The organism is Pseudoflavonifractor phocaeensis (genome assembly GCF_021531815.1).
GTDB classification, from domain to species: domain Bacteria; phylum Bacillota; class Clostridia; order Oscillospirales; family Oscillospiraceae; genus Lawsonibacter; species Lawsonibacter phocaeensis_A.
The window spans coordinates 1-18,533 of the sequence record NZ_JADYUM010000008.1 but is presented as its reverse complement, the minus strand read 5'-3'; the positions used below and the strand labels follow the sequence as shown (position 1 = coordinate 18,533).

Annotated in this window: 15 protein-coding genes and 1 riboswitch; of the genes, 12 read left to right on the top strand and 3 right to left on the bottom strand. The window is 60.3% G+C overall.

Translation table 11 applies throughout. The features are described from left to right. Window positions 1-57 precede the first annotated feature (57 nt). Window positions 58-984 carry a hypothetical protein gene (locus tag I6E42_RS06480; RefSeq protein ID WP_235371118.1) on the bottom strand — a complete coding sequence of 309 codons (927 nt, stop codon included), beginning with the start codon at window positions 982-984 and terminating at the stop codon, window positions 58-60. 164 nt (window positions 985-1,148) lie between these two features. Here I6E42_RS06480 and glpK point away from each other — a divergent pair, with 164 nt between their 5' ends. After that, entirely contained in the window at window positions 1,149-2,645 is a 1,497-nt protein-coding gene (gene glpK, locus I6E42_RS06475; protein WP_235371117.1) for a glycerol kinase GlpK, read from the top strand. Between the two features lie 42 nt (window positions 2,646-2,687). Next, window positions 2,688-2,972: a hypothetical protein gene (locus I6E42_RS06470; protein WP_235371116.1), complete on the top strand. Its 285-nt coding sequence runs from the start codon at window positions 2,688-2,690 to the stop codon at window positions 2,970-2,972. Between the two features lie 53 nt (window positions 2,973-3,025). Here the strand turns inward: I6E42_RS06470 and I6E42_RS06465 are convergent, their stop codons facing one another. Beyond that, window positions 3,026-4,204, bottom strand: a complete 1,179-nt coding sequence (locus I6E42_RS06465; RefSeq protein ID WP_235371115.1) for a cation:proton antiporter — start codon at window positions 4,202-4,204, stop codon at window positions 3,026-3,028. 335 nt (window positions 4,205-4,539) lie between these two features. On the opposite strand from I6E42_RS06465, the gene I6E42_RS06460 reads away from it, so the two are divergent. After that, window positions 4,540-5,727 (top strand): iron-containing alcohol dehydrogenase, encoded by a 1,188-nt coding sequence (locus tag I6E42_RS06460; protein ID WP_235371114.1) that lies wholly within the window; start codon window positions 4,540-4,542, stop codon window positions 5,725-5,727. A 63-nt stretch (window positions 5,728-5,790) separates the two neighbouring features. Here I6E42_RS06460 and I6E42_RS06455 read toward each other — a convergent pair whose 3' ends face one another. Continuing rightward, window positions 5,791-6,990, bottom strand: a complete 1,200-nt coding sequence (locus tag I6E42_RS06455; protein WP_235371113.1) for a BTAD domain-containing putative transcriptional regulator — start codon at window positions 6,988-6,990, stop codon at window positions 5,791-5,793. A gap of 232 nt (window positions 6,991-7,222) precedes the next feature. Here I6E42_RS06455 and I6E42_RS06450 point away from each other — a divergent pair, with 232 nt between their 5' ends. From I6E42_RS06450 to I6E42_RS06410, 9 genes are all read left to right on the top strand, one after another. After that, window positions 7,223-8,221: a transglutaminase-like domain-containing protein gene (locus tag I6E42_RS06450; protein WP_235371112.1), complete on the top strand. Its 999-nt coding sequence runs from the start codon at window positions 7,223-7,225 to the stop codon at window positions 8,219-8,221. A gap of 43 nt (window positions 8,222-8,264) precedes the next feature. Continuing rightward, window positions 8,265-9,311, top strand: coding sequence for a type II secretion system F family protein (locus I6E42_RS06445; RefSeq protein ID WP_235371111.1), 1,047 nt, complete (start codon window positions 8,265-8,267; stop codon window positions 9,309-9,311). A 4-nt stretch (window positions 9,312-9,315) separates the two neighbouring features. Next, window positions 9,316-9,642, top strand: a complete 327-nt coding sequence (locus tag I6E42_RS06440) for a hypothetical protein (RefSeq protein ID WP_235371110.1) — start codon at window positions 9,316-9,318, stop codon at window positions 9,640-9,642. Next, window positions 9,632-10,129 (top strand): DUF4860 domain-containing protein, encoded by a 498-nt coding sequence (locus tag I6E42_RS06435; RefSeq protein WP_235371109.1) that lies wholly within the window; start codon window positions 9,632-9,634, stop codon window positions 10,127-10,129. Before I6E42_RS06440 ends, I6E42_RS06435 begins: the two co-directional genes overlap by 11 nt. Then, window positions 10,126-10,575, top strand: coding sequence for a hypothetical protein (locus tag I6E42_RS06430; protein ID WP_235371108.1), 450 nt, complete (start codon window positions 10,126-10,128; stop codon window positions 10,573-10,575). Before I6E42_RS06435 ends, I6E42_RS06430 begins: the two co-directional genes overlap by 4 nt. Further along, on the top strand, window positions 10,568-10,966 hold the full coding sequence (locus I6E42_RS06425; protein WP_235371107.1) for a hypothetical protein: 399 nt from the start codon (window positions 10,568-10,570) through the stop codon (window positions 10,964-10,966). Before I6E42_RS06430 ends, I6E42_RS06425 begins: the two co-directional genes overlap by 8 nt. 37 nt (window positions 10,967-11,003) lie before the next feature. Further along, a complete protein-coding gene (locus tag I6E42_RS06420) occupies window positions 11,004-12,074 on the top strand; it encodes a type IV pilus twitching motility protein PilT (RefSeq protein WP_235371106.1) in 1,071 nt (356 codons plus the stop codon). Window positions 12,075-12,471: 397 nt separating this feature from the next. Then, window positions 12,472-12,933, top strand: a complete 462-nt coding sequence (locus tag I6E42_RS06415; protein ID WP_235371105.1) for a hypothetical protein — start codon at window positions 12,472-12,474, stop codon at window positions 12,931-12,933. A gap of 47 nt (window positions 12,934-12,980) precedes the next feature. Further along, a riboswitch (cyclic di-GMP riboswitch) is annotated at window positions 12,981-13,065 on the top strand. A 32-nt stretch (window positions 13,066-13,097) separates the two neighbouring features. After that, window positions 13,098-18,365, top strand: a complete 5,268-nt coding sequence (locus tag I6E42_RS06410; protein WP_235371104.1) for a vWA domain-containing protein — start codon at window positions 13,098-13,100, stop codon at window positions 18,363-18,365. Window positions 18,366-18,533: the final 168 nt, after the last annotated feature.

The window sequence follows — 18,533 nt, the reverse complement described above, 5'->3', positions numbered from 1 at the left end:
GCTGTCCCTCCTTTCAAAAATAAGAGCGCCGCCCATAGGCAGCGCTCCTTGTGGTCCTCAGTTCACAGCAAAGGACACGTCATCCAGGTCCATGGACTGGCCGCCCTCGGCCGATACCACGAAACGCAGCCGCGCCGTGGTGGCCCCGGCGGGCGCCTGGCCCGTGATGTTCCGGTAGTAAGCAAACTCCCGGTTGTCATTGGGCATATCCTGCCGCCGGACAAGGATGGTCAGGCCGTTTTGGTTCAGCCCCTGGTCGTTCCGGAAGGTGACCGTTGCCTCCACGGACACTTGAGCCCCTTGGCCCCGGGCGAAGAAGGAGAAGTCGAACCAGCAGCCGCCGGTGATTCGGATATCCTGAAATAGGTCGCCGCCGTCCGACAGATTGACGGCAGAGTTTCCGGTGTGCACTCTCCCCTGGGCAGTGGACTGCTCCACCTTCGCGGGGTCGGCGGTGCTCCAACCCACGGGGACTCCGTTCTGGAACTGCTCCATCCCGCCGTTGGTGACCATTTCGCCAATGGAACGGCAGGAACAGACGCAGGTCCCAGTGGGGCCGGTAGCGCCCGTGTCGCCCTTGGGCCCGGTGGGGCCGGTGGGGCCGGTAGGTCCGGTGGCTCCGGTGTTGCCGGTGTCGCCCTTGGGCCCAGTAGGTCCAGTGGGCCCGGTGGGTCCGGTGGCTCCGGTGTTGCCCGTGTCACCCTTGGGCCCGGTGGGGCCAGTGGGGCCGGTGGGTCCGGTGGCTCCGGTGTTGCCGGTGTCGCCCTTCGGCCCGGTGGGACCAGTGGGGCCAGTGGGGTCGGTGGGACCCACGATCACGGGACAGCAGCACCGGAAGTCGCAGCGGCAGTCATCCCGGCAGTCACAGCGGTGATGACAGCAGGAAGCCTCTGACTGGCGGCAGCTATCCTCCCCATGATTGAGGTAGGCTACCACCCCATCTTCCCGGTCGGGTTCCCAACCGGGAGCAAAATATCGTTTCATAGGCACTCCTTTGACAAAGCAATAAAATCATTGTAGCGATGCCACGTTCCATCCTATGCCACCGCCTCCCGGAGGTGCCTGTCCGCCCAAACCTCTCCTTACATCTCTTTACATCGCCCCTGTTTTCTGGCATAATACAAGGGGACAAAAGGGAGGGACCACCTGTGAAACAGTATGTCATCGCCCTGGACCAGGGTACCACCAGCAGCCGCTGCATCCTCTTTGACCGGGAACAGAACATCATCGGCGTGGCCCAGCGGGAATTTACCCAGCACTACCCCCAACCCGGCTGGGTGGAGCACGACCCCATGGAGATCTGGTCCAGCCAATACTCCGTTCTCACCGAAGTGCTGGCCCAGTCCGGCGTATCCCCGGAAGAGATCGCCGCCATCGGCATCACAAACCAGCGGGAGACCACCATCGTCTGGGACAAACACACCGGGCGGCCCATCTACAACGCCATTGTCTGGCAGTGCCGCCGTACCGCGCCCCTGTGTGAACAGCTGAAACAGGACCCGGAACTGACGCAATACATTCAGGATCACACCGGGCTGCTCATCGACGCCTATTTCTCCGCCACCAAGATCAAGTGGATCCTGGACCATGTGGAGGGAGCGAGGGAGCAGGCGGAGGCGGGGGACCTGCTTTTCGGCACGGTGGACAGCTGGCTCGTCTGGAAGCTCACCGGCGGCAAGGTCCATGTCACCGACCGGACCAACGCCAGCCGCACCATGCTCTATGACATCCAAAACCTGTGCTGGGACCGGCGCATCTGCGGCACCCTAGACATCCCCATGTCCATGCTGCCCCAGGTCCGGGATTCCAGCGCCGTATACGGCACCACCAACCTCCAGGGCGTGGAGGTGCCCATCGCCGGCATTGCCGGAGACCAGCAGGCCGCCCTCTTCGGCCAGACCTGTTTTGAACCGGGGGAGGCCAAGAATACATACGGCACCGGCTGCTTCCTGCTGATGAACACCGGAGACCGCCTGTACCGCAGCCAAAACGGCCTGCTGTCCACCATCGCCATCGGCCTGGAGGGGCAGGTCCAGTACGCCCTGGAGGGCTCCGTCTTTGTGGGCGGAGCGGTCATCCAGTGGATCCGGGACGAGCTGCGCCTGATCTCCGACGCCCGGGACGCGGAGTATTATGCCTCCAAGGTCCCGGACACCGGGGGAGTCTATCTGGTCCCCGCTTTTACCGGGCTGGGCGCCCCCCACTGGGACATGTATGCCCGGGGCGCGCTGGTGGGCCTGACCCGGGGCACCCGGCGGGAACACATCATCCGTGCGGCTCAGGAGTCCATCGCCTACCAGGTCTATGACCTGGTGGAAGCCATGGAGAAGGACACCGGCATCTCCCTGTCCGCCCTCAACGCCGACGGCGGCGCCAGCCGGGACCGCTTCCTGATGCAATTCCAGGCCGACATTCTGAACAAGCCCGTCTGCCGGCCCGCTATCCGTGAGACCACCGCCCTGGGGGCCGCCTATTTGGCCGGACTGGCCGTGGGGCTGTGGAAGGACCGGGACGAGATCCGGGCCATGCGGTCCCTGTCCCAGCAGTACCAGCCTCAAATGGAGGAAACTCCCCGCCGGCGGCTGCTCAGCGGCTGGCACAAAGCCGTGGGGCGCAGCCTGGACTGGGCGGAGCACGACCTCTGATCCCGGGGGCGACCCAAATCCCACCACAAGGAGCGACTGATCTTGAACGAGATTTTTATCCCTACCATGCTGTTTTGGGAAAACGGCAACACCTGGTATGGCAGCAAGGGCCAGGCCCGGTTTTTTATCCAGCCCGTCAAGCATGAGCCACCGGAAAACGACCCGGAGGCCGAGGCCTACACCACCTTGGACGCGGAACTCTGGAAAGGCCCCCTGACCAAGGCTCTCAGCGAGATCCTCGCCACCGCCTCCTTCCCCCTCTCGGAGGAGGGGCTGGTCCAGACCACCCAGTGGCTGGAGGAGCGGGCTGCGGAACTGGAGCAATAAAAAATGTCCGGATCTCCTTTGGGAGATCCGGACATTCTTCACTCTTTCAGAGGTCAGGTCAGTTCCGGGCCTTTGGCAATGGACAGCTTCAACAGGATGGGGGTGAGCAGAGCGGAGGCGATGACGCTCAACACGATGGCAGGCAGGATCACCGGGTCGATCATTCCGGCGTTGATTCCCTTCTGGGCCACCATCAGGGCCACCTCGCTCCGGGCCACCATGCCGATGCCAACCACCAGCGACTGGTGGTTGCTCATGCCGCACAGCTTGCCGCCCAGGCCGCAGCCGATGATCTTGGACAGCACCGCCGCCGCCACCAGCACCAGGGCGAAAAGCAGAATTTCGGAATTCATGGTCTTCAAATCGGTCTTCATGCCCACGCTGGCAAAGAACACCGGAGTGAACACCATGTAGGCGGCCACCGTCATCTTCTTGGCCACGAACTTCCGGGACTTGGTCACGTTACACAGGATCAAGCCGGCAAAGTAGGCGCCGGTGATATCGGCCACGCCGAACAGCTCCTCGGCGCAGTAGGCCATGATCAAGCAGAAGGCCAGGGCCCAGATGGCCACCCGGCGGCTGTGCCAGTGCTCCTCGGAAATAAAGCCGAAGAGGCGGCGCACCACCAGTCCCACCACCAGGGTAAACAGGAAAAACAGGGCGATCCGGCCCAGCACCAACAGGGGGCTGGAGCCGCCGGAACTCAGGCCGCTGAGGACGGACAGGACGATAATGCCCAGAATGTCATCGATCAGGGCGGCGCTGAGCAGGGTGGTCCCCGTCCGGGTCTTCAGCTTGCCCATCTCATTCAGGGTCTCCACCGTGATGGACACGGAGGTGGCGGAGAAGACAGAGCCTACAAAGGCCGCCTTCAACACATTCATAAAGGTAAGCTCTCCGCCGAAGAACAGGAAGTACAGACCGCCGCACAGCAGCAGCGGCACTGTCACGCCCATGACGGCGATGACAAAGGCCTGGGGGCCGGTCTTTTTCAGTTCCTGCATGTCGGTATCGATACCGGCGGTGAACATCAGCATAATAACGCCGATCTCCGCCGTCTTCACCAAGAAGTCCGTGCTTTGCAGCACGCCAAAACCGCTGGGACCCAGAATAATGCCGGCCAGCAGGGCGCCCACCACCTGGGGCATATGGATCTTCTCCGTAGCCAGGCCCAGCACTTTGGTGGACAGCAGAATGATGGCTAACAGTAACAAATAGGTATAGGATTCCATTTCAACACACCTTACTTCCTCACCGTGGATATAAAATCCGGCGTGAATCATTGTTCCGCCCATCGGGCAGTTCCTGTATTATAGCATTTGCCCGAAGGTTGTCAAGCAACAAACTACACAATCTCTGCTTCATTACTGATTGGGGGGTTTTTGCTTTTTTTCGCAACAGAGGCCCTGTTTTTTCCTTGTTTTGTCAAGCCGGGGCCCACCCTCCCGCTCCTTTCCGCCCGCCACTTTCCAAGCGGCACGTCCCTCTTTTTTCCCTCCCGCGTTGACGGGTCCCGCCCCGGTGTGGTACCATGGTACCATCCGACCAACACAAGGAGGCTTGTACTATGCAGGCATTTGAATTTCATTCCCCCACCAAAATCGTCTTCGGCCGCGGGACCGCCGGCCGGGCCGGCCAACTGACCGCCCAGTGGGGCGGTTCCCGGGTCCTGGTGGTCTACGGTGGTCAAAGCGCCGTCAAAAGCGGTCTGCTGGACCGGATCAAGGCTTCTCTGGAGGAGGCCGGCCTGACCTACGAGACCCTGGGCGGGGTCAAGCCCAACCCCCGCCTGGGCTTTGCCCGGGACGGCGTAAAGCAGGCTCTGGCCTTTGGGGCCGATTTTATTCTGGCTGTGGGCGGCGGCAGCGTCATCGATACCGCCAAGGCCATCTCCGCGGGCGCCGCCAATCCGGATTTGGATCTCTGGGACATCTGGACCCGCAAGGTCCCCCTGTCCAAAAACCTCCCCACCGGCGTGGTCCTCACCATCCCCGCCGCCGGCAGCGAAAGCAGCGACTCCGCTGTTCTCACCAACGACGAAACCAAAGTAAAACGCGGCCTGAGCACCCCGCTCAACCGCCCCCGCTTCGCCATTATGGACCCGGAGCTCACTTTCACCCTGCCCCCCTACCAGGTGGCCTGCGGCGTAGTGGACATCATGATGCACACCATGGACCGCTACTTCAATCCCATCACCACCAACGAGCTCACCGACGAGATCGCCCAGGGCCTGCTGCGCTGTGTCATCCGGAACGGCCGCCGTGCCCTGGACTGCCCCGGCGATTACCAGGCCATGAGCGAACTGATGTGGGCGGGTTCCCTGTCCCACAACGGCCTCACCGGCCTGGGCGGAGTCATGGACTTCGCCCCCCATCAGCTGGGCCATGAGCTCAGCGCCATGTTCGACGCCGCCCACGGGGCTACCCTCTCCGCCGTGTGGGACAGCTGGGCCCGCTACTGCTGCAAGACCAATCCCGCCCGGTTCGCCCAGTTCGGCACGCAGGTGTGGGGTCTGGACCCCGCTGGAAAGGATGATGAGGCCCTGGCCCGGGAGGCCATCGAGGCCACGGCCAACTACTTCCGCTCCCTGAACATGCCCACCTGCTTCTCCGAATTGGGCTGCGGCGTGCTGCCGGAGGAAACGCTCCAGGAGCTGGCCCACCGCTGCACCTTCTTTGATACCCGGACCATCGGGTCTTTCCAGGTCCTGGGATACGAAGACATTCTGGCCATCTACCGCATGGCCAACCACTGATCATCCCGGCATGACAAAGCCGGCGGCTCCCAAGGGAGCCGCCGGCTTATTATGATGAAAGAGTCACAGATTGGGTTCCAAAGGCTGGACTGAGTAGTGGATCTCCGCCGGGGAGTGGGGATACTGCCGGTAAAACGCCTTTAAGACCCGCTCGCACACCATACAGCTGTTCTCATAATTGGCCTGGGGCAGCATCAGAATGAACTGGGACACGCTGCACCGGGCTGCGATATCGCCCCGGCGCAAATTCAGCCTGATCTGTTCCTCCAGATTTTCCATGGCGCGGTCCAGGCTGCGCTTGGGCAATTCCTTGCCCTCCTCTCCCAACACGGACAAAAGGCCAATATGTACCGCGTCGCCGCTTCTGGCCACCATCCGGGCCTCGGCGCGGTAGAGCACCTTGAAAAAGTCGTACTCGCAGACCATGGCTCCGGCCAGAGGGTCCTGTTCCCGCAGCTGTTCCCGGACCACGCCGATGGGGACCGCCCGGTCATTGACGCTGCGGATGGCCTCCCGGTACATGGCCCGAATATCTTCCGCCGGCATGACCCCAAAGTTGGAGAAGAACAGCTCGCTCATCTCCTCATAGACCGCGATGGCCCCCCGCTGATCCCCCGTATCCAACAGGTCCCGAATCAGACGCCGGTACAGCTCCTCGCTGTACGGCTCGATGTCCAGGGCCCGCCGGCACAGGTCCACAGCCTCCGCCTTTCGCCCCTGTCCCTCCAGAATGATCAGGGCCTCCTGGGTCACCTGGGTATAGAGGTTATGGAAATAAGCGGCGATAGGCACCACCCAGGGTTCGGAGGACAGCTTGCTCAAAAAGTCCCCCTGGTACAGGGACAGGGCCTGAAGGTAGTGCTCCAGCCGCTGTTCCTCCTCTTGTTCCATTCCTCCCGCGCGGCACAGTTCGTCGAACCGCTCCACATCAAACCAAATGGGGATCTCCGTATTCCATGCGTAGCTGCCGTCCCGGCGGACGATCAGGTCGTGCCCCGCACTGCTCCCCAACTGATTGAGCATGGTACGCGCGCGGTGAAACATGGTCTTCAGCGCATTCAGGGGATTGGAGCTGTTCTCCTCTTCTCCCCAAAGCAAACTAGTCAGTTCCTCCTGAGAGACCGGACGATTGCGGCAATAGATCATATAAGCCAGCAGCAGCCAGACCTTTTTGGACCGGTTTCCGCTGTCATCCATCCGCTTTCCATCCAGTTCGATGGAAAAAGCGCCCAGCATACATACCCGCAGCCGACTTTCCTCCATCGCACACACCTCCCTCAACCGCCAGGCTGCTTGTGGAATATTCCCCCAAGACACCTGCCTAATCAAAGCAATGATAACACAAAGTTTTCTTAATTTCAATTAGCTCGCCAGCGTAGTTACAAATTTTTTTATTTTTTGTAAGTAAATCAAAAATTCTTTACTTTTCTGAAAGGGTGTGCTATACTCACCGTAAGAATGGTTTTTTATATCCTTTTCAAACGAGGAATCACCTATGAACAAACGACTTTTCCGGAGCGCTATGCTTCTGTTGGCCCTTCTCGGCCTGGCGGGATGCGGCCTCTCCGCCCCCGCCGGCGGCTCCAGCCGGGCAGACTCCTCCGCTGGCGCCTATGTGGACGCCGTTCCGTTGGACGAAGTGGACCTGACAGAGGAGATGGTAGCGCTCTCCGAAGCTCCCGCCGCGCTGCCCACGGAGCTGACCGTCTCCGCCCCGGGCACCCTGGAAAAAAGGAATGAAAAAGCCGTCATCGACTACTCCAACACCAGGGACGGCTATGTGATGGTCCAATATACCGCCTCTACCACCAAACGGCTGAAAGCCCAGGTCAAGGGGCCCGCCATCACCTATACATATGACCTGGCCGCCGGACAATGGGCCGCTTTCCCCCTTTCCGACGGCAACGGTGCCTACCAGTTCGTGGTCTACGAGAATATCGAGGGGACCAAATACGCCTGTGTACTGTCCCAGTCCTGTACCGTCACCCTTTCTGACGAGTTCGCCCCGTTTCTCCGCCCCAACCAGTATGTAAACTACGCTGACGCCGCTGACACCGTGGCCAAAGCCCAGGAATTGACCGCGGACCTCACCGATCCCCTGAAAAAAGTGGAATCCATCTACAACTTCGTGGTGCAGAACCTGACCTATGACCGGCAGCTGGCCGTCACCGTCCAGAGCGGTTATCTCCCTGTGCTGGACACGGTGCTGGCAAAAAAGAGCGGGATCTGCTTTGATTACGCCGCCCTGATGACGGGAATGCTCCGCAGTCAGGGGGTCCCCTGCAAACTGGTGATCGGCTATGCCGGGTCCGCCTACCACGCCTGGATCAGCGTCTGGTCCCAGGAGACAGGCTGGGTCGACGGAGCCATCTACTTTGACGGAAACTCCTGGAAGCGGATGGACCCCACCTTCGCCTCCACGGGAAATCAAAGCAGCTACATCATGGAGTATATTGGAAACGGCTCCAACTATACCCCAAAATACTTTTATTAAACCCGGACGTTTCTCACAACCTGTATGTACATGTGGAGTCCTTATGAAAGCACGTAGATTATCCTCTGATGAGATCAGCAATCTGTGCCGCGCCCTGTCCCTGCTCCTGCACGCCGGCACGTCCGCGGGCGACGCCCTGTCCCTGCTGGCCGACGGAGAGGCCTCCCCCTTCCTCCGCGCCCTGCTGGACCACATGTCCCGGCAGACCGACGCGGGAGGGGCTCTGTCTGAAGCCGTCCGGGAGACCGGCTGTTTCCCGGACTATGTCTGCGGCCTGTTAGCTGTGGGAGAGCGGTCCGGACGCACAGAAGAGGCGCTGAATGCGCTGGCCGACTACTATGAGGAGCGTTTCCGGCTGGACCGCCGGATGCGCTCTCTTCTGCTCTATCCCGCCGTTTTGCTCCTTGTCATGCTGGCGGTACTGGTGGTGCTGCTGACCCGGGTGCTCCCCATCTTCAACGATGTCTATGCCGGCTTGGGCAGCCAACTCACCGGACTTGCGGGGGGGCTGCTGGCCCTGGGACGGCTCCTGGACCGGGCCATGCCTCTCCTGTGCCTCCTGCTGGCCCTGTTCGTGGGGCTGCTGGCCCTGTTTGCCGCCTCTCCCGCCTTCCGTGAAACACTTTCCGCATGGTGGCGGAAGCGCTGGGGGGACCGGGGCGTCTCCCAGCAATTAAATACCGCCCGCTTCGCCCAATCCCTGGCCATGGGGCTGAACAGCGGCCTGCCCCTGGAAGAGTCCCTCTCCCTGTCCGCCAACCTTCTGGAGGATGTACCCGCCGCCCGGCAGCGCTGCGCCAGCTGTCTGGCCCGGCTGGAACAGGGCGAGCCTCTGACCCGGGCGATGACCGACTCCGCCCTTCTCCCCCAGCATGAGTGCCGCCTGCTGGAGCTTGGCCTGCGCAGCGGGAACGGCGATTCCGCCATGTCCCAGATCGCCCGCCGGCTGTCCGAGGACAGTGAGTCCGCCCTGAATGAGGCCGTTTCACGGGTAGAACCCGCTTTGGTTCTGGTCACCTCCTCCCTTGTCGGCATGGTGCTTCTCTCCGTCATGCTGCCGCTGATGAACATCATGTCGGCCATCGGGTGACGCTATGGGGAAACACGTTTCTTTCCGGACCGCCCTGCGGTCCCTTCTTTTCCCCGCCGCGCTCCTTCTGGTCCTGCTCGGTTTCCTGGCTGCCCTGACCAATCTGAACGAGGACCGGGGCGAAGACGCCCGCCAGCGTCTGGAGGCCTCCATCCGCCGGGCCGCCGTGGCCTGTTACGCCGACGAGGGGATCTATCCTCCCAGCCTGGATTATCTGGAAGAACACTACGGGCTCCAAATCGACCGGGAACGCTACACCGTATTTTACCAAATCTTTGCCTCCAATCTGATGCCCGACATCACCGTTTTGGAACTTGCCGATGAGAGATAACAGACAACACAGCCACAGGATCGACGGTCTGAGCGTTCTGTTTTTGTTCGCCGCCTTCACGGTCTGCATCCTTCTGGTCCTCCTGCTGGGCGCCGACGCCTACCGCCGGGTCACCAGCCGGGACCAGGCCGCCTATGACCGGCGCACCGCCGTCCAGTATCTGTCCACCAAGGTGCGGCAGACGAAAAACGGCGGCGCCGTCTCCCTGCTCCCGGACGCCACCGCGGGAGACGTGCTGGTCCTCGCGGAGGAGGCCGGCGGTGAAGCATATGTCACTTTGATCTACTGTTATGACGGCTGGCTCCGGGAGCTGTTCACCGCCGCCGGAGCGGACTTCTCCCCTGACGCGGGGGAAAAGCTGTTCCCGGCCCAGGGGCTGTCCCTGGAGCAGGAGGACGGCGCGCTCTCCTGCGCGCTGACCGGGGAAACCGGCGGCGTTCTCCGGTTCACCCTGTCCCTTCGCGGCGGAAAGGAGGGGGCGTCATGAGCAGCAAAGCTCCTTTGGCTCTGATCGAGCAGGCTGTCATGGTGCTGGTTTTCGCCCTGGCTGCCGCCCTGTGTCTCCGGGTTTTTCTCTGGTCTGATGCGCTTTCCCGCAGAGACGCAGCCTGTGACCGCGCTCTGCTGGAGGCGCAGACAGCAGCCGAGACACTAAAGCACGCCGGCGGCGAAGAGGACCATGCTCTGGAAGCGGCCTCCCGCGCCCTGGGCGGCCAGGTCTCTCACCGCGTCTGGTCCCTGTATTATGACGAAACCTGGGCCGTCTCCGGCCGGGAAGAGGCTGCCTACCACTTGGAGGCACGGGCTGAACCCTCCGGTCTGGCTGGGCTGCAGCAGGTCCGGATCGAAATCACGGAAGCGAATGGTGCCGGTTCCTCCCCTCTGGCGGAGCTGACGGTGGCCTGGCAGGGGGAGGTGGAGCCCCATGGCTGACAAAGAGCGCTTCTCACCCCCCGTGGTGGGCGGCACCTCCCTGCTGGTCATCTTCGCCGTCCTCACCCTGACCGTCTTCGCCCTCCTCTCCCTATCCACTGTCCAGGCCGGACACCGGCTGGGTTCCGCCGCCGCGCAGAACGTACACGGCTATTATCAGGCGGACTGTCAGGCCGAAACCATCCTGGCCCGGCTCCGCCAGGGGGAAGTGCCCCGTGGGGTGACCCGGGATGGCGACTGCTTTTCCTATGTCTGCCCCATCTCTGACACCCTGGAACTGTGGGTAGAGGTGGAAGTCCGGGGGAGCGATTACAACATTCTGCGCTGGCAGGCGATCTCCACCGTCCCATGGCAGCCCGACGACAGCCTCACCGTCTGGGACGGCGGCTGAACAATACCACTACATATAAAAGGAAGGAGACCCTCTCATGGCAGCGCTGATGGAATATCTGAACCGGGCGGTAACGGATGGAGCGTCCGACCTGTTCATCGTGGCAGGCGGCCCGGTAAGCGAAAAGCTGGACGGACAGATCTGCCCCATCAGTCCGGAGAAGGTCTTTCCGCCCCAGACCCAGGAGCTGATCTCCGCCCTTTACACCCTGGCGGACCGCCCCATGGAGGACTACCTGCGCCGGGGGGACGACGATTTCTCCTTCGCCGTACCCGGTACGGCCCGGTTCCGGGTCAACGCCTACCGCCAGCGGGGCTCGCTGGCCGCGGTGGTCCGGGTGGTGGCCTTTGAGATCCCCGACTGGCAGACCCTCCACATCCCCCCGCAGGTCATGGAACTGGCCGGCGTGGTCCACGGCATGGTTTTGGTCACCGGGACCGCCGGCAGCGGCAAATCCACCACCCAGGCCTGCGTCATCGACCGGATCAACCGGACCCGCAACTGCCACATCATTACCCTGGAGGACCCCATTGAATTTCTCCACCGGGACCAGAAAAGCATCGTCAGCCAGCGGGAGATCGCCATCGACACCGCGGACTATCCCTCAGCCCTCCGCGCCTGTCTGCGCCAGGCCCCGGACGTTATTCTTCTGGGGGAGATGCGGGACCATGAGACGATCCGCACCGCCATGACCGCCGCCGAGACCGGCCACCTGGTCATCGCCACCCTCCACACCAGAGGCGCCGCCAACACCATCGACCGGATCATCGACACCTTCCCTCCCGCCCAGCAGCAGCAGATCCGGGTCCAGCTCAGCGTGGTACTCCACACAGTGGTATCCCAGCAGCTCCTCCCTGACCGGGACGGCTGCCTCATCCCCGCCTACGAGGTCATGCGCGTGAACAGCGCCATCCGCAGCATGATCCGCGACAGCAAGACCTACCAGATCGACAACGCCATCTCCTCCGGGGCCGCCGAGGGGATGCTGTCCATGGACCAATCCATTCTGTCCCTGTACCGGGGCGGCCAGATCACACTGGAGACCGCTCTGGACCACGCCGACCACCCGGAACGGCTGCGCCGCCGCCTGGGTTTGGACGCTGTTTAAGATTCGGATGCGCCGAACCGGTCCAGGCCTGTTTGGCGTACCCCGGGTCTGATATGAGTTCCATCCCCGAATAATCCCCGGAGCAGATCTCCGGTCCTGGTAAAAATCCCCGTTTTTGGGCATTTCAGCAACGATTCAGGCTTACTTTGATGTTTTCCCCTCTCCGCCGGGAGTTTTTGGACCATTCCAGAAGCTCCCGGCTTTCTTATTCCCTCTCTGTAATATTTTCCAGTTTTTCGTTCCATTTTCACTTTTTCGTGTGATTCATACAAAAATAAGCCGGGTTTTTTGGGCACATTTTTTTGATTCTTTGAATGTGAAACATCGAAATGTAACCGGTTTTGTAACCGCCGCATGGTATACTCCTAACTGTAGTAAGCAGAAGGGAGGTTCCCGAATGGAACATAGGATACGGGGCAACGAGTACCGGACCACCATCGTCTGCGTGGATTCCTACGACAACGACGTTCTGGCCGGCCGGTTCTACAACCCGTCCCTGAGCGAGGGCGAGACCTTTCAGAGCCTGACCCAGTTTCTGGTGAAGATGAACCAGGCTCTGGACGTGATCAACCTCCCCCAGGCATTTAGCGCGGCACGTGCATTCGCCCCACCGTCCAGAGGAAAAACGGGAAGCTCTCCCCAGACCGAAGCGCAAGAGGGCGCGCTGGCAACCTTTGCGGTGCGCGTCATCTTCCGGCAAAACGCCAGCTGGCAGGGCTCTGTCACCTGGCTGGAGGAAGGGAGGGAACAGAGCTTCCGAAGTGTCCTGGAGCTAATCCTGATGATGGACAGCGCTCTGAGAGGCACGGAAGACAACTCCGGAGGCGGACGACCACTTCTCCGCCATGCCCAGGCATGACAAACCAACCGTAGTAAGGACGGCGCGGAACACCGCGCGCATGAAATACCTGAAAACGGCAAACCGCCCGAAAGGACGGGACGCAAAGCCAGGGGGCTAAAGCCAAAGCGCCACGCTCGCCCAGCCGCCAGTATTTCGATCTTCAAATGTGAAAGGAGAACGAAATGATGGCTAACAAACATCTTGCCAAGAGAAAACGCAGTCTGAAGACCATGGGCCGCCGGGGCCTGTCCCTGTTCCTGTCCCTGGTCATGACCCTGAGCCTGGTCCAGATCGGGGCCTTTGCCGCTGGAGGCAACGGCGCCGACCAGATTGGATCTTATATCGAGTATGATGACGACGGGAACACCACCGGCGAAAAATTGGATTCCTCTCTGAAGAGCATTGAGGGCGACAGCATCACCATGCAGAAGAATATCACTGCCGTGGCCAAGGACACCTTTGACATCAACCTGATCGTCACCACCAAGGAAAAGCTGGAGGACATCAAGCTGTCCCCCGACGCTGCGGTCGTGCTGGTCCTGGATGCTTCCAACAGCATGATCTGGAACGGGAACCAAGAGAACAACAATGTTCCTCTGGCAGACCAGCGTTTGACCAAAGCCAAGACTGCCGCCCAGCAGTTCGTGGATAACTTTGTTAAGGACGCCGACGGTGCCAAGCGCATGATCTCCGTTGTCAGCTTCTACGGTACCGCAACGTGCAACATCGGCTGGACTGACGCTGCCGAGAGCACAGCGAAGGCCGATGAGGTCAAGTCCGCGATTTCCGGGATTCAAGCGGGCCCCAGCACAAATATTGACGGCGGACTTTTGCTGGCCTATAACCTGCTGGGTTCCAGCCAGGTCGAGGACATCTCCAGCCGCTTCGTCGTTCTGCTGACCGACGGTTCTCCCAATTACAAAGCCATTGCATCGGAAAGCACAGAGACCATCAGCGGTACTAACGGGAACCTTTGGAATCAGTTGACCACGAAAGAGTGCGCCGACGCAGCTGCTGCAACTGCTTCCAGCATCAAGAGTGACCGCAAAGCAGCGATCTACACCCTGGCGTTTGCCGCAGCCAACGACACCTGCTATACTTCTTGGGAAGATGTTACCGTCCATTGTACAGAACAAAGTTTGCATTTTCATGGTCTTGCTCCTTATTATGGCGAGCACGATTATACCGAACAGCGGCAGGTTTCCGTCACCATCGGCGATTGGCTGGCCAACAGCGTCGCCAGCACCGGCTGCGCCAGAAACGCCACCACCGGCGACCAGGTGAGCATCGGCTTTGATCAGATCGTGGAGCAGATCAAGAAGCTGCTCCAGGCCTGGCAGGTCACCGACCCCATGGCCCAGTACATCAATTATGTAGGCCTAGTGCATCCCGCCAGCGGAAAGACCGCCACCAACCCGAACGTCACCTATGACGAGGCTCAAAAGACTCTGACCTGGAACCTCTGGCAGGAGAAGCCCACCTCCGACGGCCAGACCCCCGCCACCTACACCTACTCCCTGACCTACCGCATCAAGCTGGACACTTCCGCTGTTGGCTTCAAGGAGGAGAACTGGTATCCCACCAACAACGTCACCTCCCTGACTTACGCCGTTGATCTGCTGGATTCCGACGGCAACCTGAACCCCAACGCCAGCGTGAATACCAACTACTTCAACGTTCCCTCCGTGAAGGGCGACATCCCCGAATACGCTTACACGATCGAATACTATCTGGAGGACAGGAATAACTCCGGCACTTACAATCTCGACAAGACCGAAACCGGCCCCGAGACCAACCTCCACAAAGATGTTACCATCTTGGACCAAGACGGCGAGGTCCCCACTGAGATTGTAAACAAGTACAACAGCCGCAACTATCACTTCTCCGAGGCCAACCCCGCCTCCATCCCCATCACGGCTGACGTAAGTAAAAACGTGATCAAGGTCTACTATCAGTGCGATACCGTTTCCATCACCGTCAACCACTATTACCGCACCGACACCATGAACGCGGACGGTACGGTCACCAAGGGCACTTACGGCACTCCCGACACCGATCATCCCACCGCTGTTGTGGGCGGCGAGTATGAGGCCAGCCCCAAGACTCAGAACGGCGTGTATACGCTTGTCACAACGGCAAATGACGCCGTTGACGGTGAGACCAGCACCCTCAAGATCAATCCTGTCAAATCGGACGGAAGCGATGTTCTGAACCTCTATTACTTCACGGTAGAGACCGAGGCCGAGGTCACCCTCCAGGAGAACTATGAGACCTGGGAGTGGAAGATCAATCCCGAGTCCGGCCGCTATGAGCTGGAGCTGACCAACGAGAGCAAGGGCACCGCCTCCCCCATCGCCAGGGACCTCACCGCCCCCCAGCTTTATACCAAGAATATCGATCAGGACAAGAAGGATGGCACCGGAAATGTCCTCTATAAGCTGGACAGTGTCACCGCCAACGGCGACAAGGTGATGTGTGACAGCAACGGAAACATCTCCTTTAACCTCCACACCGGCGTCAACCCCATCGTGGCCACCTATAAGCAGATCATTGATCGCCGCGGCGCCCTGATCGATGTGACCATCAACCACATCTACACCCTGAACACCTACACCGCCGACGGTGCCGACCTCTCTCTCACCACCGATCCCAACGCTGAGATCGGCACCAGCGCCACCGTCCGTCGGTATGCCGGCGAGACCTACGACTTCAGTTCTGATCCCGAGCACGGTTACGAGCTGACCTACAAAGACCACACCTATCCCACGCCCAGCGCTCCCAGCGCCATCACCGTGGTCGCGAACCCCACCGCGGGTCAAAATGAGGTCAACATCTATTACAACGACTCGGACTATCCCGACACCGCCACCTATGAAGTGGTCCACCACTTCCGCACCTGGACCAGCGAGATCGATGCCACTTCCGGCGAAGTGACCTGGAGCTATGAGGAAGACGATTTTACCGATTCCGCCTCCTATCCCGCAGCGGGCACCACTTATTACGCGGGTCAGGTATTCCCCGTCGTCTCCACCAACCCCGAGGGCCGCGAAGGCTACACCCCGGACCTGATGTATGACGAGGGCGAATTCGAAACTCCTTCTGACGCCTCCATCACCCTGGTGGCCGGCAACAACAACAAGGCCCACGTCTACCTGGACAAGAAGGCCGGCGATCCTCCCAAGGTCGGCAAGATCACGGTCAAACATGAATACTTTGAGGACGTCCTCTGCGTACGCAACGGCGTTGTGACCACCGAGCGCCGGGCTGTGGATTCCGCAAATTGGCCCGCGCCTGTCAACTACTTTGGCGAGATCGGCGACACCAAGACCATCTCTCCTGTGACCTCTTTTGGAGACGAAGAGTATACGCGCGTTGATACCTCCTCCCTCAACCAGACCTACAGCGCCACCGGCATCACTGTGGTTCTCCAGTACGTTCGGGAGGGCGAGAGCGAATTGGTCGAGACCGACCTGAGCGTCACCCACAATTATCACGTGAAGAACATGACCGTCCAGGACGGCAAAGCCGATTACTATGACGCTCCCGTTTTCGAAGGCTCCGACACCACCTACACTTTGACCGACAAAAACGGAAAACCTGTTACCACTCTCTACGTGGGTATGGAAGTCACCGTCGCCACCGACACCACCTATGAAGTCACCAACGCGGATGAGAGCAAAACCGAATACACCTACGTGCTGCGCGGCACGCCCAACCTCACCCTGACACTGGGCGCCACCGGTACCAACAGCCTGGAGCTGAACTATGACCGCGAGAATCCTCTGGACAAGGTGACGGTCACTGTCAACCACAAGTACACCATCTACAACTACACCTATGAGGATGGCGTACAGAACATCACTCCCACGGCCGGCCCCACCAAGGCCCCCGTTACCGCCGAACTGTACGTGGGCGAAACCTACGAGGCGGTCCCCCAGCCTGACGATTACACCCTGGACACCGCCAAGCACGGCGACATTGACTTGGTCGCTGTCGATAACAAATACCCGATCACCGTCGGCGAGACCGGCAACGTTGTGAACTTTGAGTACAGCAAGAAGTCCGGCAACCGCGACTCCGCTACCGTGTACGTCTACCACTACTACACAGAGGTCAACTGGGACGGTACCAAGACCGGCTATCCCAACGAAGGCTATGAGCCCGAAGAGCAGCACGCCACCAGCTATGTGGGCCTGTCCTTCACCGCCACTCCCAACCTGAAGGCTGACGAAAACGACGAGAATGGTTACCGTCTGATCAGCAAGGACGCCACCAGCGACTTCATCTCCGGTACCACCATCGAGGTCCAGCCCGGCACCAACGAGATCCACCTGTACTACAGCAAAAACGTCGATACCCGCCACGACTCCGGTGTCTCCGTCCGGGTCACCCACAAGTATTACGCCCGCGACACCTATACCGTAGACGAGTCCCTGAGCGACGCTGAGTACATCGCTTCCGAGGGTGTTACTCCCGAGTACGCTACCGTTACCGACGTCACCGGCAAGGAGAACGGCGTTTGGATCGGCGCCACTTACACCGCTACCAAGCAGCCGGTCTACACCACCGCGACTGACACCATCGCGTACACCTTCGTAAACGGCACTCCCTCCTCCCTGTCTGTGGAACTGAGCAGCGACGGACGGTATGACATCACCATCAACTATATCCGCAACTACAGCACCGATCCCGGCGATGCCAATTACACTGTGGTCCATAAGTACTACACCGACAACAGCCTCGACGGCAGCTCTTCCATCACCGCCAGCGGCAAGGTCGGCTCCAGCATCGACGCCGCCAACATCACCAAGGTGACCACCTATAACGGCAAGGCCTACTCCTACTCCAGCGCTTCCCCCGCCTCCGTCACCGTGACCGCCGACGGCACCGCCACCATCACCCTGCGCTATGACTACACCACTCCCACTAACCCCGGCAACGGGAATGGTTCCACCTACTACACTGTCACTGTGAAGTATCTGGACAAGGAAACCGACAAAGAGATCCACCAGCTTGAGCAGAAGCTCGTCAAGAAGAACACCTCTTACGACATGACCCAGTATGATGCCATCGAGATCGACGGCTACACCTACGACAGCACCACCGGCGATCCTGTGAAGGGTATTGCCAACAGCAACAAGACCATCACCGTGTACTACGTGGAGGCCGCCGACATCCCTGACATCGAGATCCCCAACACCGACAAGCCCGATACTGAGCCCACCAATCCTGAGGTCGAGCCCACTGAGCCCACTGAGCCCACTGAGCCCACCGAGCCCACCGAGCCCTCCGAGCCCGACATCGACATCGGCGAGCCGGATGTCCCCAAGGCCGAGGTCCCTGCCACCGGCGATAACCTGATGCTCTGGATCATGGCCGCTGCCGTGTCCGGCATGGGTCTGGCTTGGCTGGCCATCACCGGCAGAAAGCGCAAGGAAGAGGAGATGTGATCCGCTTCTCCCCAAACAGCCCCTTGATGATTCCCCGCACCCCTCAAGAGCCCGGACGTACCGTCCGGGCTCTTGCTTTTGTCTTTTAAAACCAGTATAATAATGTTTACTGAATAAACCGCAAAGCGGTTTATTCGCGCGGCAAGCGCCGCGCAATTTCGCAAAAAC

Bases quoted from the DNA above. Each gene is read 5' to 3' on its own strand.
- I6E42_RS06435 (WP_235371109.1), top strand. From the start codon at position 9,632: ATGAGAGATAACAGACAACACAGCCACAGGATCGACGGTCTGAGCGTT.
- I6E42_RS06425 (WP_235371107.1), top strand. From the start codon at position 10,568: ATGGCTGACAAAGAGCGCTTCTCACCCCCCGTGGTGGGCGGCACCTCC.
- I6E42_RS06430 (WP_235371108.1), top strand. From the start codon at position 10,126: ATGAGCAGCAAAGCTCCTTTGGCTCTGATCGAGCAGGCTGTCATGGTG.
- I6E42_RS06465 (WP_235371115.1), bottom strand. From the start codon at position 4,204: ATGGAATCCTATACCTATTTGTTACTGTTAGCCATCATTCTGCTGTCC.
- I6E42_RS06445 (WP_235371111.1), top strand. From the start codon at position 8,265: ATGAAAGCACGTAGATTATCCTCTGATGAGATCAGCAATCTGTGCCGC.
- I6E42_RS06450 (WP_235371112.1), top strand. From the start codon at position 7,223: ATGAACAAACGACTTTTCCGGAGCGCTATGCTTCTGTTGGCCCTTCTC.
- I6E42_RS06420 (WP_235371106.1), top strand. From the start codon at position 11,004: ATGGCAGCGCTGATGGAATATCTGAACCGGGCGGTAACGGATGGAGCG.
- I6E42_RS06455 (WP_235371113.1), bottom strand. From the start codon at position 6,990: ATGGAGGAAAGTCGGCTGCGGGTATGTATGCTGGGCGCTTTTTCCATC.
- I6E42_RS06440 (WP_235371110.1), top strand. From the start codon at position 9,316: ATGGGGAAACACGTTTCTTTCCGGACCGCCCTGCGGTCCCTTCTTTTC.
- I6E42_RS06415 (WP_235371105.1), top strand. From the start codon at position 12,472: ATGGAACATAGGATACGGGGCAACGAGTACCGGACCACCATCGTCTGC.
- I6E42_RS06480 (WP_235371118.1), bottom strand. From the start codon at position 984: ATGAAACGATATTTTGCTCCCGGTTGGGAACCCGACCGGGAAGATGGG.
- I6E42_RS06410 (WP_235371104.1), top strand. From the start codon at position 13,098: ATGATGGCTAACAAACATCTTGCCAAGAGAAAACGCAGTCTGAAGACC.
- I6E42_RS06460 (WP_235371114.1), top strand. From the start codon at position 4,540: ATGCAGGCATTTGAATTTCATTCCCCCACCAAAATCGTCTTCGGCCGC.